We start from the raw sequence: 20,749 nt of genomic DNA, 5'->3' as shown, positions 1-20,749 counted from the left end.
TCTCCATTGCTAAGCAGTGTAGACTTGACCTTTGGCAAAGAAAATCGGAACATTTTCAATGTCGACTTCAAATAATTTGAATATGAGGTTTTTATGTTGCCATCTATTAGTCTCGATGGATTAATCGTACTCGATGCCATTGATAGAAAAGGCAGTTTTTCCGCAGCGGCCGAGTCCTTGTTCCGAGTGCCGTCGGCGCTGACCTACACAGTGCAGAAACTGGAAAGCGATTTAGGCACAAAATTATTTGAACGTAAGGGCCAGCGCGCCGAACTGACCTTAGTCGGTCAACTTGTGCTGCGCCAAGGTCGAGAAATCCTTTCGGCAACGTCTAGGCTCGAAGAAGCGGTGCGTCAACTCGAGACCGGCTGGGAGTCTTCGTTAACCTTAGCAATCGATACTGTCGTGCCGGATTTACCCCTATTGCAGTTGATCGGGGAATTTACTGAGCTGGGTAAGCAAGTGACGGTGAACATCAGTGAAGAGTCCTTAGGTGGCGGCTGGGATGCGCTCTACTCTGGCCGTGCCGATATTGCCATCGGCGTAACGGGTGAACTGCCAAAAGGTCAATATCATGTGGTCGAAATCGGTGAGTTGGAGTTTGTGTTTGCCTTAAATCCTGCTCACCCATTGGCGCAGCATGCGGGTCCTATTCCGACAGAGGCATTGCTGCAATTCCCTTCTATTGTGGTGGCTGACAGTTCGACGGCCTTAGCGCAGCGTTCGAGCGGTTTATTTGATAGTCGCCAAGTGATCCGAGTCCCGAATATGCAGACCAAAATTAAGGCGCAGCAATTGGGACTCGGCGTAGGCTATATTCCAAAACACTTGATTTTGGATGCGTTGGCGACGGGAAGTTTAGTGGCTTGTCATGTGGAAATGCCGCGCCCACCCCCAAGCTGTGTTTATGGCGTGGCGTAAAGACGCGCAGGGCAAGGCAAAGGATTGGTTTACTGAGCGCTTGCCACAATGCGACTGGCAGTTTTAGGCGCCTAGCAATTTTATAAGTCTAGCAATTTTGATGACAGGCAATGAGAGCAACGTTTGTTTTGCATCACTGTCTATTCAACGCTTTGTAAGGAAGACAGTTACCCAGTCACTCATTAATTTACTTTGCTCCTCACTGCATCAATGTTGACGGCATGAGGAGCATTGGCACTTAACCCATACGTTGGCTGTGGCTGGTGTAATGCACGTGCTGTGACAATAAATCAGACAGATTCGGTGAGCGATTTAAGAATCGAATAAATGCCTGTGGCAATGTCAGAGATTCCATCGACTCCTGCCAGCGAGCTTGCAGCAATGGATGATAGCCTTCCTTACCCGCAGCTGTGTAAGAGGTCGATACTCCGACATACAGTGACTCAGGCTCAACGGGATACCAAATGTCCTGCTGCATCATCTCTAATCTGAATAAACGCTCGCCCAGTGGACGCCGGCCATCGTAGTAATACCGTAAGCCGTAAGTGTAAGGGAAACTGCCCGCACCTGTGCCACGGACGCTGTTGTTGGTCGCCGCGTTAATCGCCGATTCGAGCGCTTGATAGAGGAATTGACCTTGAATTTCATACTTAACCAGCGGCAATTCGAAGGGCAGTAATTGCCCCATCACATCCGCCAACGTCAACTGGCCTTGGGCTACTGACTGGCGCACACCGCCAGCATTATGCAGGGCAAAGTTTACCCTAGGATCAACAAGCTTAGCTTCTTGGAACATGCTGCGACTCACCCATGGCGCAATTTCACTGCCGTGGGGCAGGGCCTTAGAGGGCAGGCGCGTATGGACTAAGTTTTTTGGAACCAGTGCTAAAACTTTGTTCTCCATATCCGCGATGGCGGGTTTGTAGATGTCTCGGATCACGCCATCAATATCGGCATCGGCATCATCCCAAAGGACATTCGGGTGCTGACTGAGCTGTTGACGCACCGCTTGGTAATCTTGATTATCGACAGCTGTGTTAGCACTTAAGATAAAGTGTTGATCCAGCATGAAATAGTTGCCGCCTGTTAGACTCAGCACTTTCCCTTCAGCATCAAACGTTATCTCGGCTAAGCCGACGACTTCGGCATATTTACCCGCATGCACTATCGGCGTGTTGTTGATGACTTCACCGTAGGGCAGGTTGCTCAAACCTAAGGCGCGAAAATCGCCCTGTAGCGTATGCGTGTGACCACCGACGATAAGGCTAATACCCTCCACTTCGGCCGCGAGGCGTTTATCTTGATCTAAGCCTAAGTGGCTGAGCACTATGATATGTTTAATACCTTGATTTTTAAGGTGCTCAACCGTGCGTGCGGTTGTCGCGATAGCATCGACAAAATGAGTATCAGGATCGGGGCGAGCGATCTCTTTCATTTGATCTAAGGTAATGCCGACAATGGCTAACGTCTTATCGTGGAAAGGCTTAAGCAGGTATTTCGCGCGTTTTTGCTGGTGATCATAATCCAAGATATTAGGCAAACCGCGCAGACAACCGGGTTTGTTGAGATCTTCTTGGCTTAAATCCATGTTGCCCGCAAGCAATGGGAAATCAATCTGCTTAGCAAACTCGGCAAGTCTGGCGTTACCTTCATCGATATCGTGGTTGCCAATCACCATAGCATCGGGCGCTAGCAGATTAAGTAAGTGGGCGTTGGCCTTGCCTTTAAAATGGTTGAAATAAAGCGTGCCTTGGAAGCTGTCACCACCGTGCAGGAAAATAAACGGCGTATCGGTTTGTGCGGCGGCTTGACGTGCCTTAGTGATGTGATGGCCGATGCGGGCATAACCACCGCTATGGCTGGTTACATCAAGCTTATGCTGGCCGATGTTAAGGTTAAATTGGACGCGGCTGGGTTCAAAATTCGAATGGGTGTCATTGATGTGCGCGAGTGAGAGCGTGTAACCCTGTGTCATAACTTACCTCTATTACGGCGGGTGAGTATATACCCAAGCGACCTCAAAATGCGAGGTTCAGACGGTTCTGAGTCATTTGCATTCTAAAAGAATAAAGGGAGCTAGGCTCCCTTTATATTAACAAGCACTAAATTTGCTTAGCCTTCAGCCGGATTTGGCTTCGTCATCATCGGATGCAGCTTCAAAATCACCGTCATCGGATAGGCGAATACCTTTTTGCTTCATGCGCTTAGTCCAAAGTTTACGTGCTAATTGCTGCATATCGGTCGCGGGATCGTTTAAATCGACAATCTCTAATCCTAACATAGATTCGATAATATCTTCTTGAGTCACGATACCTTGGCTACTGCCGTACTCGTCGACCACCATAGCAATTTGGGTGTTACGCTTAATCATACGCTCAAAAAGTGGCAGAATTTTTGCGGTTTCAGGCACCACAAATAAACTCCGTTTAAGCTCACCAATCGGCGCTTCTGGCGTGTAACGCTCAGCCAGCAACACATCGGTGCGGGTAATGTAACCAATCACATCATCATGATCTTGGTCGTACACGGGAATACGGGTAAAAGGTTTGTCGCGATATTGGCGCACAAACTCATTTTGAGTCAGATCCACTGGCAGCGAGAACATCACAGTGCGCGGCGTCATGATTGCCGTAACGGGCATATCACGTACCTTGAGCATTTGTGTCAGAATTTTTGACTCTTGCTCATCAAGCTCACCGGATTCATGGCCGATTTTGGCCATAGCGCTCATTTCTTGGCGGATATAATGGCCTTCATCACCTTTGCCCATCAAACGAGTGACTTGCTGCGACATCCAGATCAGCGGTCTAGTGACACGCTTCATCCACATCACGGCAACAGAAACGCTCGGTGCGAGGCGACGCCAATGGTTGGCACCCAATGATTTAGGAATGATTTCTGAGAAGAACAGAATAATAAAGGTCAATACGCCCGAGAAAACACCCAACATATCGTCACCAAATACTTTCGCTGCTTGCGCACCCGCAACGGCGGCGCCGACGGTATGGGCGATAGTATTTAACGTAAGGATTGACACCAAAGGGGCTTCGACATTTTCTTTCAGTTTACGCAAGCGCGCGGCTGCGGCACTGTCAGTTTGTTCGAGTGATGCGATATAACTTGGGGTAACCGATAGCAGAACAGCTTCGAACACACTGCACAGAAAAGAAACTCCGACAGCGACAAGCACTATAATGATGAGGGTTAACATATAGGTGGAATTACAACTCCGTATTTTAGGCCAACATTAGCCCGTGGAGATTCTAGCATAGGTTAATTGAGTTACTGGCTAAAATTTATTTGCGTCTGTATAATTCGCCGCCCTGTTACAGGATCCGGTTTTGGTGTTGAGGTTAGCTATATGAGTGAAAAGAAGATCAATTTATTAGACCTTGATCGTAAGGCGATGCGCGCATTATTTGCGGACATGGGAGAGAAACCCTTTCGTGCCGATCAGCTCATGAAATGGCTATATCATTTCGGTGTCAGTGACTTCGAAGAGATGACCAACATCAACAAAGTGTTACGTCAAAAATTGGCGGCACGCTGTGAGATCGTTGCGCCGGAAATTTCGAGCTTCCAAAAATCGACCGATGGGACGATTAAATTCGCGATCAACGTTGGTCAAGGCCAAGAAGTTGAAACGGTTTATATTCCTGAGGATGACCGCGCGACCTTGTGTGTTTCATCCCAAGTGGGTTGTGCCCTCGAATGTACTTTCTGCTCCACGGGTCAGCAAGGGTTTAACCGTAACTTAACGGTTTCTGAAATCGTTGGCCAAATTTGGCGCGTATCGCACTTTTTAGGTTTTGCAAAAGACACGGGCGAGCGTCCGATCACTAACGTCGTGATGATGGGCATGGGTGAGCCATTGCTCAACCTAGCTAATGTGATCCCTGCGATGGATATCATGCTCGATGATTTTGGTTTTAGCTTATCAAAACGCCGCGTGACCTTATCAACCTCTGGCGTAGTGCCAGCGTTAGATAAGCTGGGTGATGCCATCGATGTGGCACTTGCCGTCAGTATCCATGCGCCAAATGATGAGCTGCGTGACATTCTGGTCCCAATCAATAAAAAATATCCGCTGGATGAGTTTCTAGCGGGTATTCGTCGTTATATCGCCAAGTCCAATGCAAACCGTGGCCGCGTGACGGTTGAATACGTGATGCTAGATCACATCAACGACAGCACAGATCAAGCCCATGAGTTGGCTAAGTTGATGAAAGATACACCTTGTAAGGTGAATCTGATCCCATTCAACCCGTATCCTGGCTCGCCTTACGGCCGTTCATCTAACTCACGTATCGACCGTTTTTCTAAGGTGCTAATGGAGTACGGTTTTACAGTGATCGTGCGTAAAACCCGTGGCGATGATATTGATGCAGCTTGTGGTCAGTTAGCTGGTGATATTCGCGATAGAACGAAACGTTTAGCAAAAAAACGCATGCAAGAAAACCAGATTTCAGTCACAATGAATTAACTCTTTGTTTGCACAGATTTATAGGCTTGCCCATGAAGCATGGATTGCCAAGGTTTTCGTTGATTTTAACCCTGTCATTATTGATGACAGGGTGCGTTACTGAGCGTACTTATACTGGGACAGATATTCCTGTTTCGGAACGAAAGTTAGACAAAGTCGCCGCCGCGCGCGAGCGTTTGCAGCTCGGCTTAACCTATTTAAATCGAGGTAACTCGGAGCAAGCCAAATACAATCTTGATAAAGCATTAGAATATGCTCCAGAGCTCGAAGATGTGCATACTGCTTTGGCTTATTACTATCAAACCGTGGGCGATCTAGTACGTACCGAAGAGTCGTACATGAATGCCATTAGTACCAAGGACGCCTCTGGCGATTCCATGAATAATTTCGGGGTGTTTTTGTGTCAACAAAAGCAATACGACAAAGCTGAAAAAATGTTTTTGGCCGCAATCGAGATGCCTAAATATACGCGAACGGCCTCAAGCTACGAGAACTTAGGTCTCTGTAGCCGTGAAGCAGGACAAGCAGAAAAGGCACGACAGTATTTTCAGATGGCGTTAAAGTATGACCCGAGAAGATCGGTGTCGTTGCTGGAGATGGCAGAGTTAGAAGTCGACCAAGGTGATTTTATTCAGGCGCGAAACCAATTAGCGCGATATCACCAAGTGGCTGAGCAAACTCCAGAAAGTTTAGCGCTCGGAATCAAAATAGAGCAGGCAGTGAATGATGATGCCGCTGTGAAGAGATTTGGTATTTTATTGCTTGCCAAATTCCCAGCATCACCTCAGGCCAAGCAATACAGAGTTAATTTGCATCAATGAAAGATCATGAAACCAATGCGCCAGTTGAGTCGGTAGCTCCGCAATCAGTCGCGCTAGATGTAACGCTTGGAACCTTATTAAAAGACGCCCGCGAAAAAATGGGCCTTAGCATTCAAGATGCGGCGGTTAAACTGCATCTACGTCCTCGCATTATTGAAGACATTGAAGCTGACAATTTTACCAATATAGCTTCATCCACTTATGTTCGTGGCTATGTGAAAAACTATGCCCGTATGGTCAGTGCCGATGCGGCCTTGATTGAAGCGTGTTTAGTGCGGCAAGTGCCGGTGGTGACTGAGCCTGCTATGCAAAGCTTTTCACGTAAGACGACTTACCAAGCTAGCGATACACGTTTAACTTGGCTGAGTATTTTTATCGTTATTGTGTTACTCGGCTCGTTAGTCGTCTGGTGGATGCAAAAAACGACCTTGTTAAGCACTATCGATGTGTCACAGCCTACGGCCGAAGAGGTCGCTGCGGTGAATCAAACGCTGCCCGGTGACGTGCTATTGACCGAAACTGATGCCAGCCAGCAATTGACTGAAATAGCGGCTAACGGCTCTATGTCAATCGACGGTCCGATTAAAGATACCGATGCCAGTACTATCGACGTGAGCACAGGGCCTACTGACAACAATTATCCTCAAACGGCGGATACGAGCAATGAAGATGGTGGCTCAGCTATCGCTGCCACCACTGGGCCGCAAACGGCCGCGACTGTAGCTCAACAATCTGTAGCTCAACAGCCAGTTGCCACCGCAACGCCTTTACCTGCCTCAACATCGCCAGCCACCTCAGTCAACACTCTGGTCGCTGTTGCTGGACAATCAATTATTGATGTTCAGTTAACCGGTGATTGCTGGATAAACATTGTCGATGCTAAAGGCAAAGCCTTAGTCGATGGTGTGAAAGGCGCCGGCGCTGCAGTACAAGTGAGCGGTGTGCCACCGTTTAAAATTATTTTAGGGGCACCCCATGTGGCGACCTTAAGCTTAGATGGTCAAATGGTTAGCTTAGCGGATTTCCCCAAGGGACGTGTCGCACGTTTAACCTTGCCGAGAGCCTAACGACCGCGTAATGATCTGCAGCACGTACCGAAATAGAGCGTATTAAGCATGTATAATGAAACTCCCATAAAAAGACGTCCTTCCACCCGCATCTATGTGGGTAATGTACCGATTGGTGATGGGGCGCCGATTGCCGTTCAGTCAATGACCAATACTAAGACCACAGACGTTGAAGCGACTATCGCTCAAATTCGTGCCTTGGAAAAAGTCGGTGCCGACATAGTACGTGTTTCAGTACCGACTATGGATGCGGCTGAAGCTTTTAAACTCATTAAGCAAGCGGTCAACGTGCCTTTAGTGGCCGACATCCATTTCGATTATCGCATTGCCTTAAAAGTTGCTGAGTATGGTGTCGATTGCTTGCGTATTAATCCGGGCAATATTGGCAATGAAGAGCGTATTCGCAGCGTGGTTGAATGCGCCCGTGACCACAATATTCCCATCCGTATTGGGGTGAATGGCGGTTCATTAGAGAAAGATCTGATGGACAAGTACAAAGAGCCCACGCCACAAGCATTGCTCGAATCAGCCATGCGCCATGTGGACATTCTGGACAGATTGAACTTCGACCAATTCAAGGTCAGCGTGAAAGCCTCCGACGTGTTTTTAGCGGTTGAATCCTATCGTTTATTGGCAAAGCAAATTCGTCAGCCTTTGCATTTGGGTATTACCGAAGCGGGCGGCGCACGCGCAGGTTCTGTTAAATCGGCAGTGGGTTTAGGCATGTTATTGGCCGAAGGTATCGGTGATACCCTGCGTATTTCCCTTGCCGCCGATCCTGTCGAAGAAATTAAAGTCGGTTTTGACATTTTAAAATCGCTGCGGATCCGTAGCCGCGGGATTAACTTCATCGCCTGCCCATCTTGCTCCCGTCAAGAGTTTGATGTGATAAGCACAGTCAATGAGTTAGAGCGTCGCCTCGAAGACGTGACTACTGCTATGGATGTGTCTATTATCGGCTGCGTAGTGAACGGTCCAGGCGAAGCCTTAGTGTCGCACATCGGGTTAACCGGCGGACACAATAAGAGCGGATATTACGACGAGGGCGAACGTCAAAAAGAACGTTTTGATAACGACAACATTGTCGATTCCCTCGAAGCGAAAATTCGCGCTAAGGCCAGTCAAATGGCGAACCGTATTCAAATAAAAGACACAACTGAGTAATATGCATCTGCATTTGGGCATAGATTACGCCTAATGATTTTGAGCTAGGCCCCGAAACCGACGGGGTCGTTTTACGTTTTACGTTCAAAAGCCTATAATGCGTGACATTTTTTATTAATTTAGCTAAATCGGACGAGTCGATACAGTGGCAAAACAGATCCAAGCGATTCGCGGAATGAATGACATTCTGCCAACTCAAAGTCCTCTATGGCAAAAAGTGGAAGCGGTACTACGTTCGAGCGTCAGTGCTTACGGTTACAGCGAAATCCGCACTCCAATAGTGGAAAATACCGATCTCTTTAAACGCTCTATCGGTGAAGTGACTGATATTGTTGAAAAAGAAATGTATACCTTCGCAGATAATAACGGTGACAGCTTAACGCTGCGCCCAGAAGGTACGGCATCGACAGTGCGGGCGGGTAACGAAAACGGTCTGCTGTATAACCAAGAACAACGTCTTTGGTATATGGGTCCTATGTTCCGCCACGAGCGTCCACAAAAAGGCCGTTATCGCCAATTTAACCAATTTGGTGTGGAAGTCTATGGCATAGGCACTGCGGATATTGATGCTGAAGTCTTGATGCTTTCGGCACGCCTGTGGGAAAAACTTGGTATTAGCGATCACGTGTCGTTAGAGCTGAACACCTTAGGCGATCCTGCTGAGCGCGCGGTTTACCGTGATGCTTTGATTGCGTTTTTAGAGCAGCATAAAGATGCGCTCGATGAAGACAGCAAGCGTCGCATGTACAGCAATCCGCTGCGGGTATTAGATTCAAAAGATCAAAATGTCCAAGCTATTTTGGCTGGTGCACCTGAGTTGATGGATTTCCTCGGTGAAGAATCGAAGACACATTTTTCACAATTGCGTGAACTACTTGACGCAGTGGGTATCAAATACACCATTAATCCGCGCCTTGTTCGTGGTTTAGATTACTATAATCGCACTGTATTTGAATGGGTTACATCGAGTTTAGGCTCGCAAGGTACAGTACTTGCCGGTGGTCGCTACGACGGCTTAGTTGCCCAATTAGGCGGTAAAGATACCCCAGCGGTGGGTTTCGCTATGGGCTTAGAGCGCATTGTCTTGCTGCTTGAAACCTTAGAGCTAAACAAAGATATTCCGTCAGAAGTGGATGTGTATGTCACTGCCATGGGCGATAGCTGTCTAGTTGAAGCGATTAAAATTGCGCAGGAATTACGCAGCGCGCTGCCAAACCTTAAAGTGATGAGTCACTGCGGTGGCGGCAACGTGAAGAAACAAATGAAACGTGCCGACAAAAGCGGTGCGAGTGTGGCGTTACTGATAGGCGAAGATGAACTTGCCGAAGGTATGGTGACGGTTAAACATTTACGCAATGACATCGAACAACAACGGGTAGCTCGAAGTGCCTTAGGCGCATTTTTAGCTGAACTGGCCATTAAGTAATAGATCATATAAGGGGACGTGCGCGTGGAAATTTATAGCACAGAAGAACAACAAGTTGATGCTATCAAGCAGTTCTGGAAAGATTACGGAAATTCAATTTTAATCGGTGCCGTCGTCGGTTTAGGCGGCCTGTATGCGTGGAATTATTATTCTGACGTTAAAGTGGCCCAAGCGGAAGAAGCCTCAAAAGCCTTCCACGAGTTGACCACTAAATCAGCCGATGAAACTGCAATGCTTGCGGGCGTCGCCGAGTTTTCTAAAAGTCATGATCAAAAGGGCTATCAAGCGCTGTTAGAACTGATCGTGGCAAAAACGGCGGTAGAAGCCAAGGATTACCCTAAAGCAATCGAAGCCTTGAACAAGGTTATCGCGGCTAAGCCAGGTGCTGGTTTAGATGTGATTGCCACTTTACGTGTAGCCCGAATCCAAGCCGAGCAAGGTCAAATTGACGCCGCTCTGGCGACCTTAGATCAAGTCACAGATAAAGCCTTCTTCGCCCAGCGCGATGAATTAAAAGGTGATTTCTTAGTACGTCAAGGTGAAGTTGAGAAAGCGAAAACAGCTTATCAAGCTGCCATGGACAATGGTGGTGTGGTGACAAGCCCAGCGCTTAAAATCAAACTTGATAGCCTAAATCAGGCATAAGGGATCCCTTGATGAAGTCTTGGTGCAAAAACCTGCTAGCCGCCGGATTAAGTCTGGCCATGTTATCCGCCTGTTCGTCGAGCGATGTTGAAGACGAGCCTGTCAGTGAGTTAACTGCCATTCAGGCGACAGTGTTCCCTGAAGTAAGTTGGAGCGCCTCTGTCGGTGATGGTGTGGGTGATTATTATTCTCGCCTCGCTCCCGCAGTTCGTTATGGAAAAATCTTTGCTGCCGATCGCTATGGCGAAGTCACCGCGTTTGATGAAGCGACTGGCGAGCGCGTTTGGACTAAAGATTTCAGCGAAGAATTTCGTGATAACGCGTTAGCAAAAAACAAAGGTGCGCGTATTGCCGCCGGCGTGACTGCTGCGCGTAATAAAGTCTTTTTAGGTGGTGAAAGCGGGCTGTTAGCCGCGCTGAACGCCGAAGATGGCCAAGTGTTATGGCATGTGATTGCGGGCGGAGAATTACTGTCGGCCCCAACGGTTGCCGATGACGTCGTGGTTGTCAGCACCAGCTCAGGTTCACTCGAAGCCTTTAACGTCGATACTGGCGCTAAGTTATGGGTGTATGAAATGCAATTGCCGAATCTGACCCTGCGCGGTACCGGTTCTGCAGCTTACGAAGCGGGTGGTTTCTTCATCGGTACTGCCGATGGCAAAGTGGCTGTTGTGATTAAAAACAATGGTCAAGCTGCATGGGAACAGGCGATTTACAATCCAACTGGCGGTAACGAGTTTACGCGTATGGCCGACGTGGATATGACGCCGCTGATCCTTGGCGACAACTTATATGCGGTGAGCTACAACGGTAACTTAGTGTCGATGGAACTGCGCACGGGTCGAGTTGTGTGGACACGTAAGTATTCTAGCTTTAACGAGTTAGCATCAGCGGGCTTAAGCTTGTTCGTCGTTGATGACCACAGCCGTATCTACTCAGTTGATAAGCGTAACGGTCTAGAACTGTGGAGCAACTCAGAGTTAGCTAACCGCACTCTGACGTCACCAGCTGTGTATAAAGACTATTTAGTTGTGGGTGATTTCGAAGGTTATTTACACTTCATCGATCGCAGTACAGGGACGATTGTGGGTCGTGTCCAAGTGGACAGCTCTGGATTATACAGCCAGCCATTAGTGGTTGACGATAAAATCTATGTTCAAGGTCGCAGTGGAAAGTTAGCTGTTGTAACACTTCCATAGTTAAAAGTGTTATCCTTGTAGAGCCCCTGGAAGTGTGTTCCGGGGGCTTTTTATTGAAAAGTTTTTTAGAGGCAAAATCATGATCCCTGTAGTGGCCCTTGTTGGTCGGCCGAACGTCGGTAAATCCACCCTATTTAATCGCCTTACGCGCACGCGTGATGCGCTGGTTGCTGACTTTCCTGGCCTAACACGTGACCGTAAATATGGTCGAGCATTCTTATCCGGCTATGAGTTCATTGTGGTCGATACCGGCGGTATCGATGGCACTGAAGAAGGGATCGAGACGAAAATGGCTGAGCAATCCCTTGCCGCCATTGAAGAAGCCGATGTTGTTCTATTTATGACTGATGCGCGCGCGGGTTTAACTGCTGCGGATCTGTCGATTGCACAGCACTTACGTAGCCGTGAAAAAACCACTTTCGTGGTTGCGAACAAAGTTGACGGTATCGATGCCGATTCGGCCTGTGCCGAGTTTTGGTCTTTAGGTCTAGGTGAAGTTTACCAAATGGCGGCGTCTCAAGGACGCGGCGTGACCAACATGATTGAATACGCGCTGACTCCTTATGCCGAAGCGATGGGCATTGTGCGTCAAGGCGAAGACGAAGTTACCGAAGAGCGCGAATATACCGAAGAAGAAGCGGAAGCTGAGCAAAAGCGTCTGCAAGATTTGCCTATCAAGCTGGCGATCATCGGTAAACCTAACGTCGGTAAGTCAACCCTGACTAACCGTATTCTAGGTGAAGAGCGTGTTGTGGTATTTGACGAACCAGGCACAACCCGTGACAGTATTTACATTCCAATGGAACGTGAAGGTCGCGAGTACGTGATTATCGATACCGCGGGTGTTCGTCGTCGCAGTAAAGTACATCAAGTCATTGAGAAATTCTCAGTGATCAAAACCTTGAAAGCAGTTGAAGATGCTAACGTGGTGTTGCTTATCATCGATGCCCGTGAAGGTATCGCCGAGCAAGATTTAGGTCTGTTAGGTTTCGCACTCAATGCGGGTCGCGCTTTAGTTATTGCCGTCAACAAGTGGGATGGTATCGACCAAGGTATTAAAGATCGCGTTAAGAGCGAGCTTGACCGTCGTCTTGGTTTTATCGACTTTGCCCGTATTCACTTTATTTCGGCGCTGCACGGTACAGGTGTTGGCCATTTATTTGAATCGATTGAAGAAGCTTACGACAGTGCTACGCGCCGCGTCAGTACTTCTATGCTGACACGTATCATGCAAATGTCGCAGGACGATCACCAGCCGCCATTAGTGAATGGTCGCCGAGTGAAGCTTAAATACGCTCACGCCGGTGGTTATAATCCGCCAATCGTGGTCATTCACGGTAACCAAGTGAGTAGACTGCCTGACTCGTACAAGCGCTACATGATGAACTACTTCCGTCGTTCATTGAAAGTGGTGGGTACGCCAATCCAGCTACGTTTCCAAGAGGGTGATAACCCATTTGAAAACAAGACTGAGAAGTTGACTATGAGTCAAGAGCGTCGCCGCAAGCGCGCACAAAGCCATATCAAAGACAGAAAAACCAAATAGTGTTTTTTCAGACACATTTGAAACAAAAGGAACCTTAGGGTTCCTTTTGTGTTTTAAGACTATTTCAGTCTTACTTAAACTATGCCAGCCTTGGTTAGACTATTTCAGCGTCATGTAGATTTATTCGAGCGGCTTGATCTGAGTGACGGTTGAAATCACTTGTCCATGGCGCAAGCGGGTTTGCAGGCTATCACCGATTGTCAGTTTATCGGCAGAGTCGACCACTTGATTGTGGATGTCAGTGGTGATGCTGTAACCACGGCTCAAGGTAGCAAGCGGACTGACGGTTTCGAGTTGATGGGCCGCGTATTTTATCCGTTGCTCACTTTGGCTCAGTTTGTCCTGTAATGCATCCTGTAAGCGACTCGCAAGATAACTTAGGCGGTTACCCTCAATGGTGAGCTTATGCTTGGGAGATTGCTGTTCAAGGCGACTTGCGAGCAACTGCTGACGGCGGCTGAGTATGTGCAAGCGATTCGACAGCGCCGACTCCAGTCTTAATTGCATCTCATCGAATCTTTGCTCGAACTGCTGCAAGGTCCGTTTGGGATCTTGGCGCTGCAGTCTGTGCTCAAGCAAACTGAGTCGTCTTTCTTGTTTGAGCTGATAATGTTTTGCACTTTGTTGCAGGCGCGATAAGGCTGTTGCGAGTTTTTGCGCCTTATTGTCGCTATCTTGGGATAACAACTCGGCACCTGCAGACGGTGTTGGGGCGCGAATATCGGCAACGTAATCGCTAATGGTGGTGTCGACTTCATGGCCGACGGCGCTGACCACGGGCAGGGCGCTGTTATAAATTGTGTGGGCGAGGGCTTCGCTGTTAAAACACCACAAATCCTCAAGCGAACCGCCGCCACGGGTAAGCAGTAATACGTCGACCTCTAAACGCTGGTTGGCGATATTGATTGCCTGACAAATACTCTGCGCTGCAGTTTCGCCTTGAACTTGAGTCGGATAGATAATGACTTCAATTGAAGGGTCGCGCCTTGCGAGTACGTGTAGAACATCGCGAATCGCTGCGCCGGTTGGCGAAGTAATAACGCCAATACGTTGGATATTTTTCGGCAATGGTCTTTTGGTGTCGGCGGCGAATAATCCATCGGCGGCGAGCTTCATTTTGAGCGCATCGAACTGCTGGGCGAGTAATCCATCCCCTGCGGGCAGCATGGAGTCAATTAATAATTGATAGTCGCCTCTGGGTTCATACACGCTGATCGCGCCTTTGACTAACACTTGCTGACCATTGATGGGCTTAAAGCTGACCGTTTGGTTACGGCCTTTAAACATGGCGCAACGGATCTGGGAAGAGTGGTCTTTTAAGGTGAGATACCAATGACCTGAGCTGGGGGAGGAAAAGTTGGATATTTCGCCATTGAGCCAAATTTTACCTAGTTGTCCCTCGAGAATTTGTCTGACTTCACCATTGAGCCGCGAGACAGTATAAATATTGTTTTTGGTGCCTTGCATTGAATTACTCAATTAAATGGGGATATTTGCTATTTTCCATTTACCAGTGCCGATATGCAAGGTATAATCCCGCCGCAATATTTCACCTCTAAATCCTACTCAACTGGGGAGATGTTGCATATGCTACGTTTAATTAAAGAAGCGCTTACTTTTGACGATGTGTTGCTTGTTCCTGCGCATTCGACTGTACTCCCAAATACCGCCATTCTTAAAACTCGCCTGACCAATACCATTGAATTGAATATCCCACTTGTGTCTGCCGCTATGGACACAGTAACCGAAGCTCGTCTTGCGATCGCTATGGCGCAGGAAGGCGGCTTAGGCTTTATTCATAAAAACATGAGCATTGAAAAACAAGCCGAAGAAGTTCGTAAAGTAAAAATTTACGAAGCGGGCGTGGTTCAACAACCTGTAACTGTGACGCCATCAACGACCTTAGCCGATCTGAAAGTGTTAACACTGAAGAATGGTTTTGCGGGTTATCCCGTGGTTAACGAAGCCAACGAGCTGGTCGGTATCATTACTGGCCGTGACGTACGTTTCGTGACGGATTGGAGCAAAACGGTAGAAGAAGTGATGACGCCTAAAGCGCGTTTAGTCACAGTTGCTGAAGGCACTAAATTAGATGAAGTGCAAAAATTGATGCACTCACACCGTATCGAAAAAGTGCTTGTGGTTGATGATAACTATAAGCTGAAAGGCCTCATCACAGTTAAAGACTTCGAGAAAGCCGAACGTAAACCTAACGCCTGTAAAGATGAGTTAGGCCGTCTACGTGTTGGCGCTGCAGTTGGTGCGGGCGCAGGTAACGAGGAGCGTGTTGACGCACTCGTTAAAGCTGGCGTTGACGTATTACTTATCGATTCTTCCCACGGACATTCAGAAGGCGTTTTACAACGCATTCGTGAAACTCGCGCTAAACATCCTGATTTGCAAATTATCGGTGGTAACGTTGCCACGGCTGAAGGTGCATTAGCGCTCGTCGAAGCAGGCGTTAACGCAGTTAAAGTGGGTATTGGCCCTGGTTCTATCTGTACGACTCGTATCGTAACTGGTGTTGGCGTGCCACAAATCACAGCCGTTTCAGATGCTGCCGCAGCCATGAAGAGCCTAGGTATTCCTGTGATTGCCGATGGTGGTATTCGTTTCTCTGGTGACTTAGCCAAAGCATTAGCCGCGGGTGCATCTTGTATCATGGCGGGCTCAATGTTTGCGGGAACTGAGGAAGCACCAGGCGAAACTGAACTTTATCAAGGCCGTGCGTATAAATCTTATCGCGGCATGGGTTCTTTAGGCGCTATGTCTCAAGGCTCCTCTGACCGCTATTTCCAATCAGATAATGCTGCCGATAAGTTAGTCCCAGAAGGTGTTGAAGCGCGCGTGCCTTACAAAGGCAAGTTGAAGGAAATCATCCATCAACATATGGGTGGTCTGCGTTCATGCATGGGCTTAACAGGTTGTGCCACCATTCTAGAACTGAATGAAAAAGCCCAATTTGTGAAAGTGACTTCAGCGGGTATGGGCGAGTCCCACGTGCACGATGTGACTATCACTAAAGAAGCGCCGAACTACCGTTCAGGTTCTTAATCGTTTGATAAGAGGGGCGGCAATAAGCCGCCCCTTTGTAAAGCGTGTGATCCAATACTCAAGGCCGGCTTTCGCCGCGTTGAGCAATGTTAAAACAATAGATGAGATAAAGGTTACCCATGAGCGATATTCATGAGCACAAGATACTGATCCTCGATTTTGGATCTCAGTACACTCAACTGATTGCCCGTCGTATCCGTGAAATCGGTGTGTACTGTGAATTATGGGCTTGGGACGTAACAGAAGCCCAAATCCGCGAATTTGCCCCGAACGGTATTATTCTTGCTGGCGGACCTGAAAGTGTAACGGCTGAAAACTCGCCGCGTGCGCCTGAATACGTATTTACCGCAGGCGTGCCTGTACTGGGCATTTGCTACGGCATGCAAACCATGTCTGAGCAGCTGGGCGGTAAAGTGATCCAAGGTGTGGGCGAAGGTGAATTTGGCTACGCTCAAATTGAAATGCTGACAGATTCCTTGCTATTCAAAGGCATAGAAGACGCAGTTAACAGCGAAGGCAAACCCTTACTCGACGTATGGATGAGCCACGGCGATAAAGTGTCGGCCATTCCTGAAGGGTTTGTGGCGGTCGCTAAAACGGACACTTGCCCATTTGCTGCTATGGCAAACGAAGAGAAGCAATTCTTCGGCGTACAGTTCCACCCAGAAGTGACCCACACTCGCCAAGGCATGCGCATGTTATCGCACTTTGCTTTAGACATTTGTGGCTGTGCGGCTAACTGGAAACCTTCCTCTATCATCGAAGATGCGATTGAGCGCTTGAAGAAGCAAATCGGCGATGATGAGGTGATTTTAGGGCTATCGGGCGGTGTCGATTCTTCGGTTGTGGCTATGTTGCTGCACCGCGCTATCGGCAAAAAACTGACCTGCGTATTCGTTGATAACGGTTTATTGCGTTTGAACGAAGCCGAGCAAGTGATGGAAATGTTTGGCGATCATTTCGGCCTGAATATCATCCACGTTGATGCGGAAAATCGCTTCCTTGACGCTATGAAAGGCGAAGCCGATCCAGAAGCTAAGCGTAAGATCATCGGCCGTGTATTTGTGGAAATTTTCGATGAAGAATCGAAAAAATGCGCTAATGCAAAATGGTTAGCGCAAGGCACGATTTATCCAGACGTGATTGAATCTGCTGGCAGCGCCACAGGTAAAGCACATGTGATCAAGTCGCACCATAACGTTGGCGGTTTACCTGACCATATGGAACTGGGTTTAGTTGAGCCACTGCGCGAACTGTTTAAAGATGAAGTGCGCAAAATTGGTCTTGAGTTAGGTCTGCCATATAATATGCTTTATCGTCACCCGTTCCCAGGACCAGGTCTTGGTGTGCGTGTATTAGGTGAAGTGAAGAAAGAATACTGTGACTTATTGCGCCGCGCCGATGCTATCTTCATCGAAGAACTGCATAAAGCCGACCTGTACAATAAAGTCAGCCAAGCCTTTACCGTGTTCTTACCTGTACGCTCAGTCGGTGTTATGGGTGATGGCCGTAAATATGATTGGGTTGTGTCACTTCGCGCCGTTGAAACCGTTGATTTTATGACGGCCCATTGGGCACATCTGCCCTATGATTTCTTAGGTCGCGTATCGAACCGCATCATCAACGAAGTCGATGGTATTTCCCGTGTGGTTTACGATATTTCTGGCAAGCCGCCAGCAACGATCGAATGGGAATAAGTTAATTATTTGAATTAACGATTAAAAGGCGCCTAGTGCGCCTTTTTTGTTGTTTGATGGATTAACTTAGGCTGAATGACTCAGCCGTGAAATATTTGTGCTTGACTGGTATAATCCGGCGTTATTTTTGATTAATCGATAGAGGGCATGAGTGGACCAAATGCAGCAAGATGAACAATCGCAGCAAGATGAACAATTGCAGCAAGACGAGCAATGGATGCAAGTCGCGATGCTGATGGCCGAGAAAGCTGAAGCTGAGGGCGAAGTACCTGTGGGTGCGGTATTGGTTAAAGACGGTCAGCAAATTGCGACGGGTTACAATTTATCCATTAGCCAACACGATCCTAGCGCCCATGCGGAAATTTTATGTTTACGGGAAGCGGGGCGTTTGGTCGAAAACTATCGCCTGTTAGACGCGACTTTATATGTCACGCTTGAACCTTGTGCTATGTGTGCCGGTGCCATGGTGCACAGCCGGATCGCGCGGGTGGTTTATGGTGCTCGGGATGAAAAAACCGGTGCAGCGGGGACAGTAGTGAATTTATTGCAACATCCGGCATTTAATCATCAAGTTGAAGTGACATCGGGTGTATTGGCCGACGCCTGTAGCGCGCAATTGAGTCGTTTTTTTAAACGGCGTAGAGAGGAAAAAAAAGCCCTGAAACAGGCTCAAAAGGCGCAGCAAGCGATAGAGTAAACAGCGGTAAAAGCGACAGGATTAATCCTGAGACTGAATAAAAGTAAAGAACAGTTTCTGACGATTCAAAATACGACGATGACGAACTTTGAGTAAAGTACGACGACGCGCGACAGTATTGCTGATGGTTTTTCTTCTCATATTGACCCCATTCATTGTTATTATCGATGCCCTGCAGAGATGTATCGCAGGTCATAACCCTAAGACAGTAGCAGTTGCACTTGAGTGCAGCAATAGCACTGGTCAGATAAGCTGAACTAAGTGATGTTTTAATCGTAAACCTGAGTTGGATCCAGCCCAGTTAAGCCAGCTTGGATCTAGTTTTGACTCTAGCTCTAGCTTCTAAACCTAAGCTCACTGAGATCTCTGAGCTTAGGTCTAGAAGCTCGGCTCTTGATCTAAGTGTGTAGAAACATAGCTCTAACGCTTGGCTCCGGCGATTCAAATTACTTAGGTTGTTCTGGGCTCAATGTTCCAGCGGGAATGGCGGGTTCTTCCGACGCAAGATCGCTCGGTTCTTCCTCGGGGTTTTGCTGTTTCGACTGATTATCCACCCAGACTAACGTGTCGTAGTAGCGGCGAATACTGTCGACGTAATGGACGGCTTCACTGCCACGGGCATAGCCGTAGCGGGTTTTTTGATAGTATTTACGCTTTTGCAGCAGTGGCAGCACTTTCTTTAAATCTCGCCACGCATTGGGATTTAACTCCATTGATTCAGCCAGCTTTCGCGCATCTTCAACATGGGCGTATCCAATGTTGTACGACGCCAGTGCAAACCACATGCGTTGACTCTCGGGAATGGATTCCGGCAGACGATTGATCATATCGTTCAAATAAGCCGCGCCGCCGCGGATGCTTTCTTCCGCATCCAAACGGTTGGTGATGCCAATTTCTTTTGCTGTAGGTTGAGTCAACATCATCATGCCGCGTACCCCCGTTGCCGATCGGGCATGGGGATTCCAATGAGACTCTTGATAGCTAGTCGCCGCAAGTTTTCGCCAATCTAAATTACCCGCATGGGTTTCAAATAACTGACGATAGCGGGGCAAAACGGTTTCGATGGCGCGAATAAATGCCCGAGTATCGACATAATCGAAGCGTTTCACATGGCCAAAGTATTTCTCGTTGAGATGATCGAGCGTGCCGGCAAGCTTCTCTTGATGCCAAAAGGCCAGTAACTGACTCATGAGTTCATCACTGCGGGTCGGCGGCAATAGCCAGACCACATCGAGCTTTTCTTCAAGTACGGGGCCCGAACGCAGATCGGGCAAGTAGCGGCGGTTGATTTGTACGCTGCTGGAGTCTGCTATGGTGTAGTCAATTTCTTTGTTGGCGATCATGGCCAGCAATTCTTCGCTGTCTTTGTCGGTAATTTGATCCCACACCAGCGTTGGATAATGCTTTTGCAATTGAGTTAATGTCTCGACGAAGGAAGAGTCGGCGATGACAGTAATCTTACCTTTTAAGTCGCTGATGTCTTTGGGCGCTGGCATGCCTTCGCGATAAACCAATACTTGATTAACTCGGTACAACGGCGGCCCTAGGCGGAACTGTTCACGCCTTGCGGGTGTTTCTGTCATGCCTGCAGCAATCAGGTCGATTTCATTCTTTTTAAGGGCTTCGTACAGCTCGGTGCGGTTAGTGTAGGGCACCATTTTTAACGGCACATCTAAGTATTCGGCGAACAATACCGCCATATCGTAATCGAAACCGCTATCACCTTGGCCCGATGTCATATAAATCTGTGGGCCGTAGAGTGTGCCGACTCTTAACTCAGTTAATTTCTTCGGCACGAATTCTGTTTCGTCCACGGTCACCTGCTGACAGGCAGTCAGTAAGAAACCTAAGATAAGAGCGAACAGGAATCGAGTCATTAAATGTGCTTATAGTAAATAAAATCAATATTATAGATAGCGAGTTAACAGTGGGGCATGTGTGATGAACTGGCCGACATTGGTGGGATTATATCCGTTTGTCTGCGATAACGTAAAAAAATCATTCGTGGGGGAAAATGGCGACTTAAAAT

At 48.0% G+C, this 20,749-nt stretch carries 15 protein-coding genes and 1 pseudogene; 12 read left to right on the top strand and 4 right to left on the bottom strand.

All coding sequences use genetic code 11. The annotated features are described in order from the left end of the window. The first annotated feature begins 93 nt into the window (after positions 1 to 93). Positions 94 to 988, top strand: a pseudogene (locus KV201_RS07605) (LysR substrate-binding domain-containing protein). Positions 989 to 1,159: 171 nt separating this feature from the next. Here the strand turns inward: KV201_RS07605 and KV201_RS07600 are convergent. Then, entirely contained in the window at positions 1,160 to 2,896 is a 1,737-nt protein-coding gene (locus tag KV201_RS07600) for a bifunctional UDP-sugar hydrolase/5'-nucleotidase (protein ID WP_226058964.1), read from the bottom strand. Between the two features lie 144 nt (positions 2,897 to 3,040). After that, a complete protein-coding gene (locus tag KV201_RS07595; protein ID WP_006085682.1) occupies positions 3,041 to 4,132 on the bottom strand; it encodes a CNNM domain-containing protein in 1,092 nt (363 codons plus the stop codon). Positions 4,133 to 4,282: 150 nt separating this feature from the next. On the opposite strand from KV201_RS07595, the gene KV201_RS07590 reads away from it, so the two are divergent. From KV201_RS07590 to der, 8 genes are all read left to right on the top strand, one after another. Further along, complete coding sequence (locus KV201_RS07590) at positions 4,283 to 5,404, top strand: bifunctional tRNA (adenosine(37)-C2)-methyltransferase TrmG/ribosomal RNA large subunit methyltransferase RlmN (RefSeq protein WP_006082485.1); 1,122 nt, start codon at positions 4,283 to 4,285, stop codon at positions 5,402 to 5,404. Positions 5,405 to 5,436: 32 nt separating this feature from the next. After that, the gene (gene pilW / locus KV201_RS07585; RefSeq protein WP_006082484.1) at positions 5,437 to 6,225 is read left to right on the top strand and encodes a type IV pilus biogenesis/stability protein PilW; all 789 of its coding nucleotides are present in this window, start codon (positions 5,437 to 5,439) and stop codon (positions 6,223 to 6,225) included. Next, entirely contained in the window at positions 6,222 to 7,292 is a 1,071-nt protein-coding gene (locus tag KV201_RS07580; RefSeq protein WP_226058963.1) for a RodZ domain-containing protein, read from the top strand. Before pilW ends, KV201_RS07580 begins: the two co-directional genes overlap by 4 nt. A gap of 48 nt (positions 7,293 to 7,340) precedes the next feature. Next, positions 7,341 to 8,456 carry a flavodoxin-dependent (E)-4-hydroxy-3-methylbut-2-enyl-diphosphate synthase gene (ispG, locus tag KV201_RS07575; RefSeq protein WP_006082482.1) on the top strand — a complete coding sequence of 372 codons (1,116 nt, stop codon included), beginning with the start codon at positions 7,341 to 7,343 and terminating at the stop codon, positions 8,454 to 8,456. 145 nt (positions 8,457 to 8,601) lie between these two features. After that, the gene (gene hisS / locus KV201_RS07570; RefSeq protein ID WP_006082481.1) at positions 8,602 to 9,882 is read left to right on the top strand and encodes a histidine--tRNA ligase; all 1,281 of its coding nucleotides are present in this window, start codon (positions 8,602 to 8,604) and stop codon (positions 9,880 to 9,882) included. A 24-nt stretch (positions 9,883 to 9,906) separates the two neighbouring features. After that, positions 9,907 to 10,527, top strand: a complete 621-nt coding sequence (locus KV201_RS07565; protein WP_226058962.1) for a tetratricopeptide repeat protein — start codon at positions 9,907 to 9,909, stop codon at positions 10,525 to 10,527. 11 nt (positions 10,528 to 10,538) lie between these two features. After that, entirely contained in the window at positions 10,539 to 11,726 is a 1,188-nt protein-coding gene (gene bamB, locus KV201_RS07560) for an outer membrane protein assembly factor BamB (protein WP_006082479.1), read from the top strand. 79 nt (positions 11,727 to 11,805) lie between these two features. Further along, positions 11,806 to 13,272, top strand: a complete 1,467-nt coding sequence (gene der, locus KV201_RS07555) for a ribosome biogenesis GTPase Der (RefSeq protein WP_006082478.1) — start codon at positions 11,806 to 11,808, stop codon at positions 13,270 to 13,272. A gap of 120 nt (positions 13,273 to 13,392) precedes the next feature. Here the strand turns inward: der and xseA are convergent, their stop codons facing one another. Continuing rightward, positions 13,393 to 14,739, bottom strand: coding sequence for an exodeoxyribonuclease VII large subunit (gene xseA / locus KV201_RS07550; RefSeq protein ID WP_226058961.1), 1,347 nt, complete (start codon positions 14,737 to 14,739; stop codon positions 13,393 to 13,395). A gap of 120 nt (positions 14,740 to 14,859) precedes the next feature. On the opposite strand from xseA, the gene guaB reads away from it, so the two are divergent. The 3 genes from guaB to tadA all read left to right on the top strand — a co-directional run bounded on the left by guaB (position 14,860) and on the right by tadA (position 18,720). Further along, on the top strand, positions 14,860 to 16,326 hold the full coding sequence (gene guaB / locus KV201_RS07545; RefSeq protein ID WP_006085677.1) for an IMP dehydrogenase: 1,467 nt from the start codon (positions 14,860 to 14,862) through the stop codon (positions 16,324 to 16,326). Positions 16,327 to 16,445: 119 nt separating this feature from the next. Next, positions 16,446 to 18,023 carry a glutamine-hydrolyzing GMP synthase gene (gene guaA, locus KV201_RS07540; RefSeq protein ID WP_006085676.1) on the top strand — a complete coding sequence of 526 codons (1,578 nt, stop codon included), beginning with the start codon at positions 16,446 to 16,448 and terminating at the stop codon, positions 18,021 to 18,023. A gap of 160 nt (positions 18,024 to 18,183) precedes the next feature. Beyond that, the gene (tadA, locus tag KV201_RS07535) at positions 18,184 to 18,720 is read left to right on the top strand and encodes a tRNA adenosine(34) deaminase TadA (RefSeq protein WP_226058960.1); all 537 of its coding nucleotides are present in this window, start codon (positions 18,184 to 18,186) and stop codon (positions 18,718 to 18,720) included. A 446-nt stretch (positions 18,721 to 19,166) separates the two neighbouring features. Here tadA and mltF read toward each other — a convergent pair whose 3' ends face one another. Continuing rightward, the gene (gene mltF, locus KV201_RS07530) at positions 19,167 to 20,597 is read right to left on the bottom strand and encodes a membrane-bound lytic murein transglycosylase MltF (RefSeq protein ID WP_006082473.1); all 1,431 of its coding nucleotides are present in this window, start codon (positions 20,595 to 20,597) and stop codon (positions 19,167 to 19,169) included. Positions 20,598 to 20,749 lie beyond the last annotated feature (152 nt).

The organism is Shewanella sp. SR1, from assembly GCF_020447145.1.
Lineage (GTDB): Bacteria > Pseudomonadota > Gammaproteobacteria > Enterobacterales > Shewanellaceae > Shewanella > Shewanella baltica.
The sequence above is the reverse complement of the archived record's forward strand: the minus strand, read 5'-3'. Positions and strand labels throughout refer to the sequence as shown.

Coding starts and splice junctions, on each gene's coding strand:
- KV201_RS07595 (WP_006085682.1), bottom strand. CDS start 4,132: ATGTTAACCCTCATCATTATAGTGCTTGTCGCTGTCGGAGTTTCTTTT.
- mltF (WP_006082473.1), bottom strand. CDS start 20,597: ATGACTCGATTCCTGTTCGCTCTTATCTTAGGTTTCTTACTGACTGCC.
- der (WP_006082478.1), top strand. CDS start 11,806: ATGATCCCTGTAGTGGCCCTTGTTGGTCGGCCGAACGTCGGTAAATCC.
- bamB (WP_006082479.1), top strand. CDS start 10,539: ATGAAGTCTTGGTGCAAAAACCTGCTAGCCGCCGGATTAAGTCTGGCC.
- xseA (WP_226058961.1), bottom strand. CDS start 14,739: ATGCAAGGCACCAAAAACAATATTTATACTGTCTCGCGGCTCAATGGT.
- ispG (WP_006082482.1), top strand. CDS start 7,341: ATGTATAATGAAACTCCCATAAAAAGACGTCCTTCCACCCGCATCTAT.
- KV201_RS07590 (WP_006082485.1), top strand. CDS start 4,283: ATGAGTGAAAAGAAGATCAATTTATTAGACCTTGATCGTAAGGCGATG.
- guaA (WP_006085676.1), top strand. CDS start 16,446: ATGAGCGATATTCATGAGCACAAGATACTGATCCTCGATTTTGGATCT.
- tadA (WP_226058960.1), top strand. CDS start 18,184: ATGCAGCAAGATGAACAATCGCAGCAAGATGAACAATTGCAGCAAGAC.
- KV201_RS07600 (WP_226058964.1), bottom strand. CDS start 2,896: ATGACACAGGGTTACACGCTCTCACTCGCGCACATCAATGACACCCAT.
- pilW (WP_006082484.1), top strand. CDS start 5,437: ATGAAGCATGGATTGCCAAGGTTTTCGTTGATTTTAACCCTGTCATTA.
- KV201_RS07580 (WP_226058963.1), top strand. CDS start 6,222: ATGAAAGATCATGAAACCAATGCGCCAGTTGAGTCGGTAGCTCCGCAA.
- guaB (WP_006085677.1), top strand. CDS start 14,860: ATGCTACGTTTAATTAAAGAAGCGCTTACTTTTGACGATGTGTTGCTT.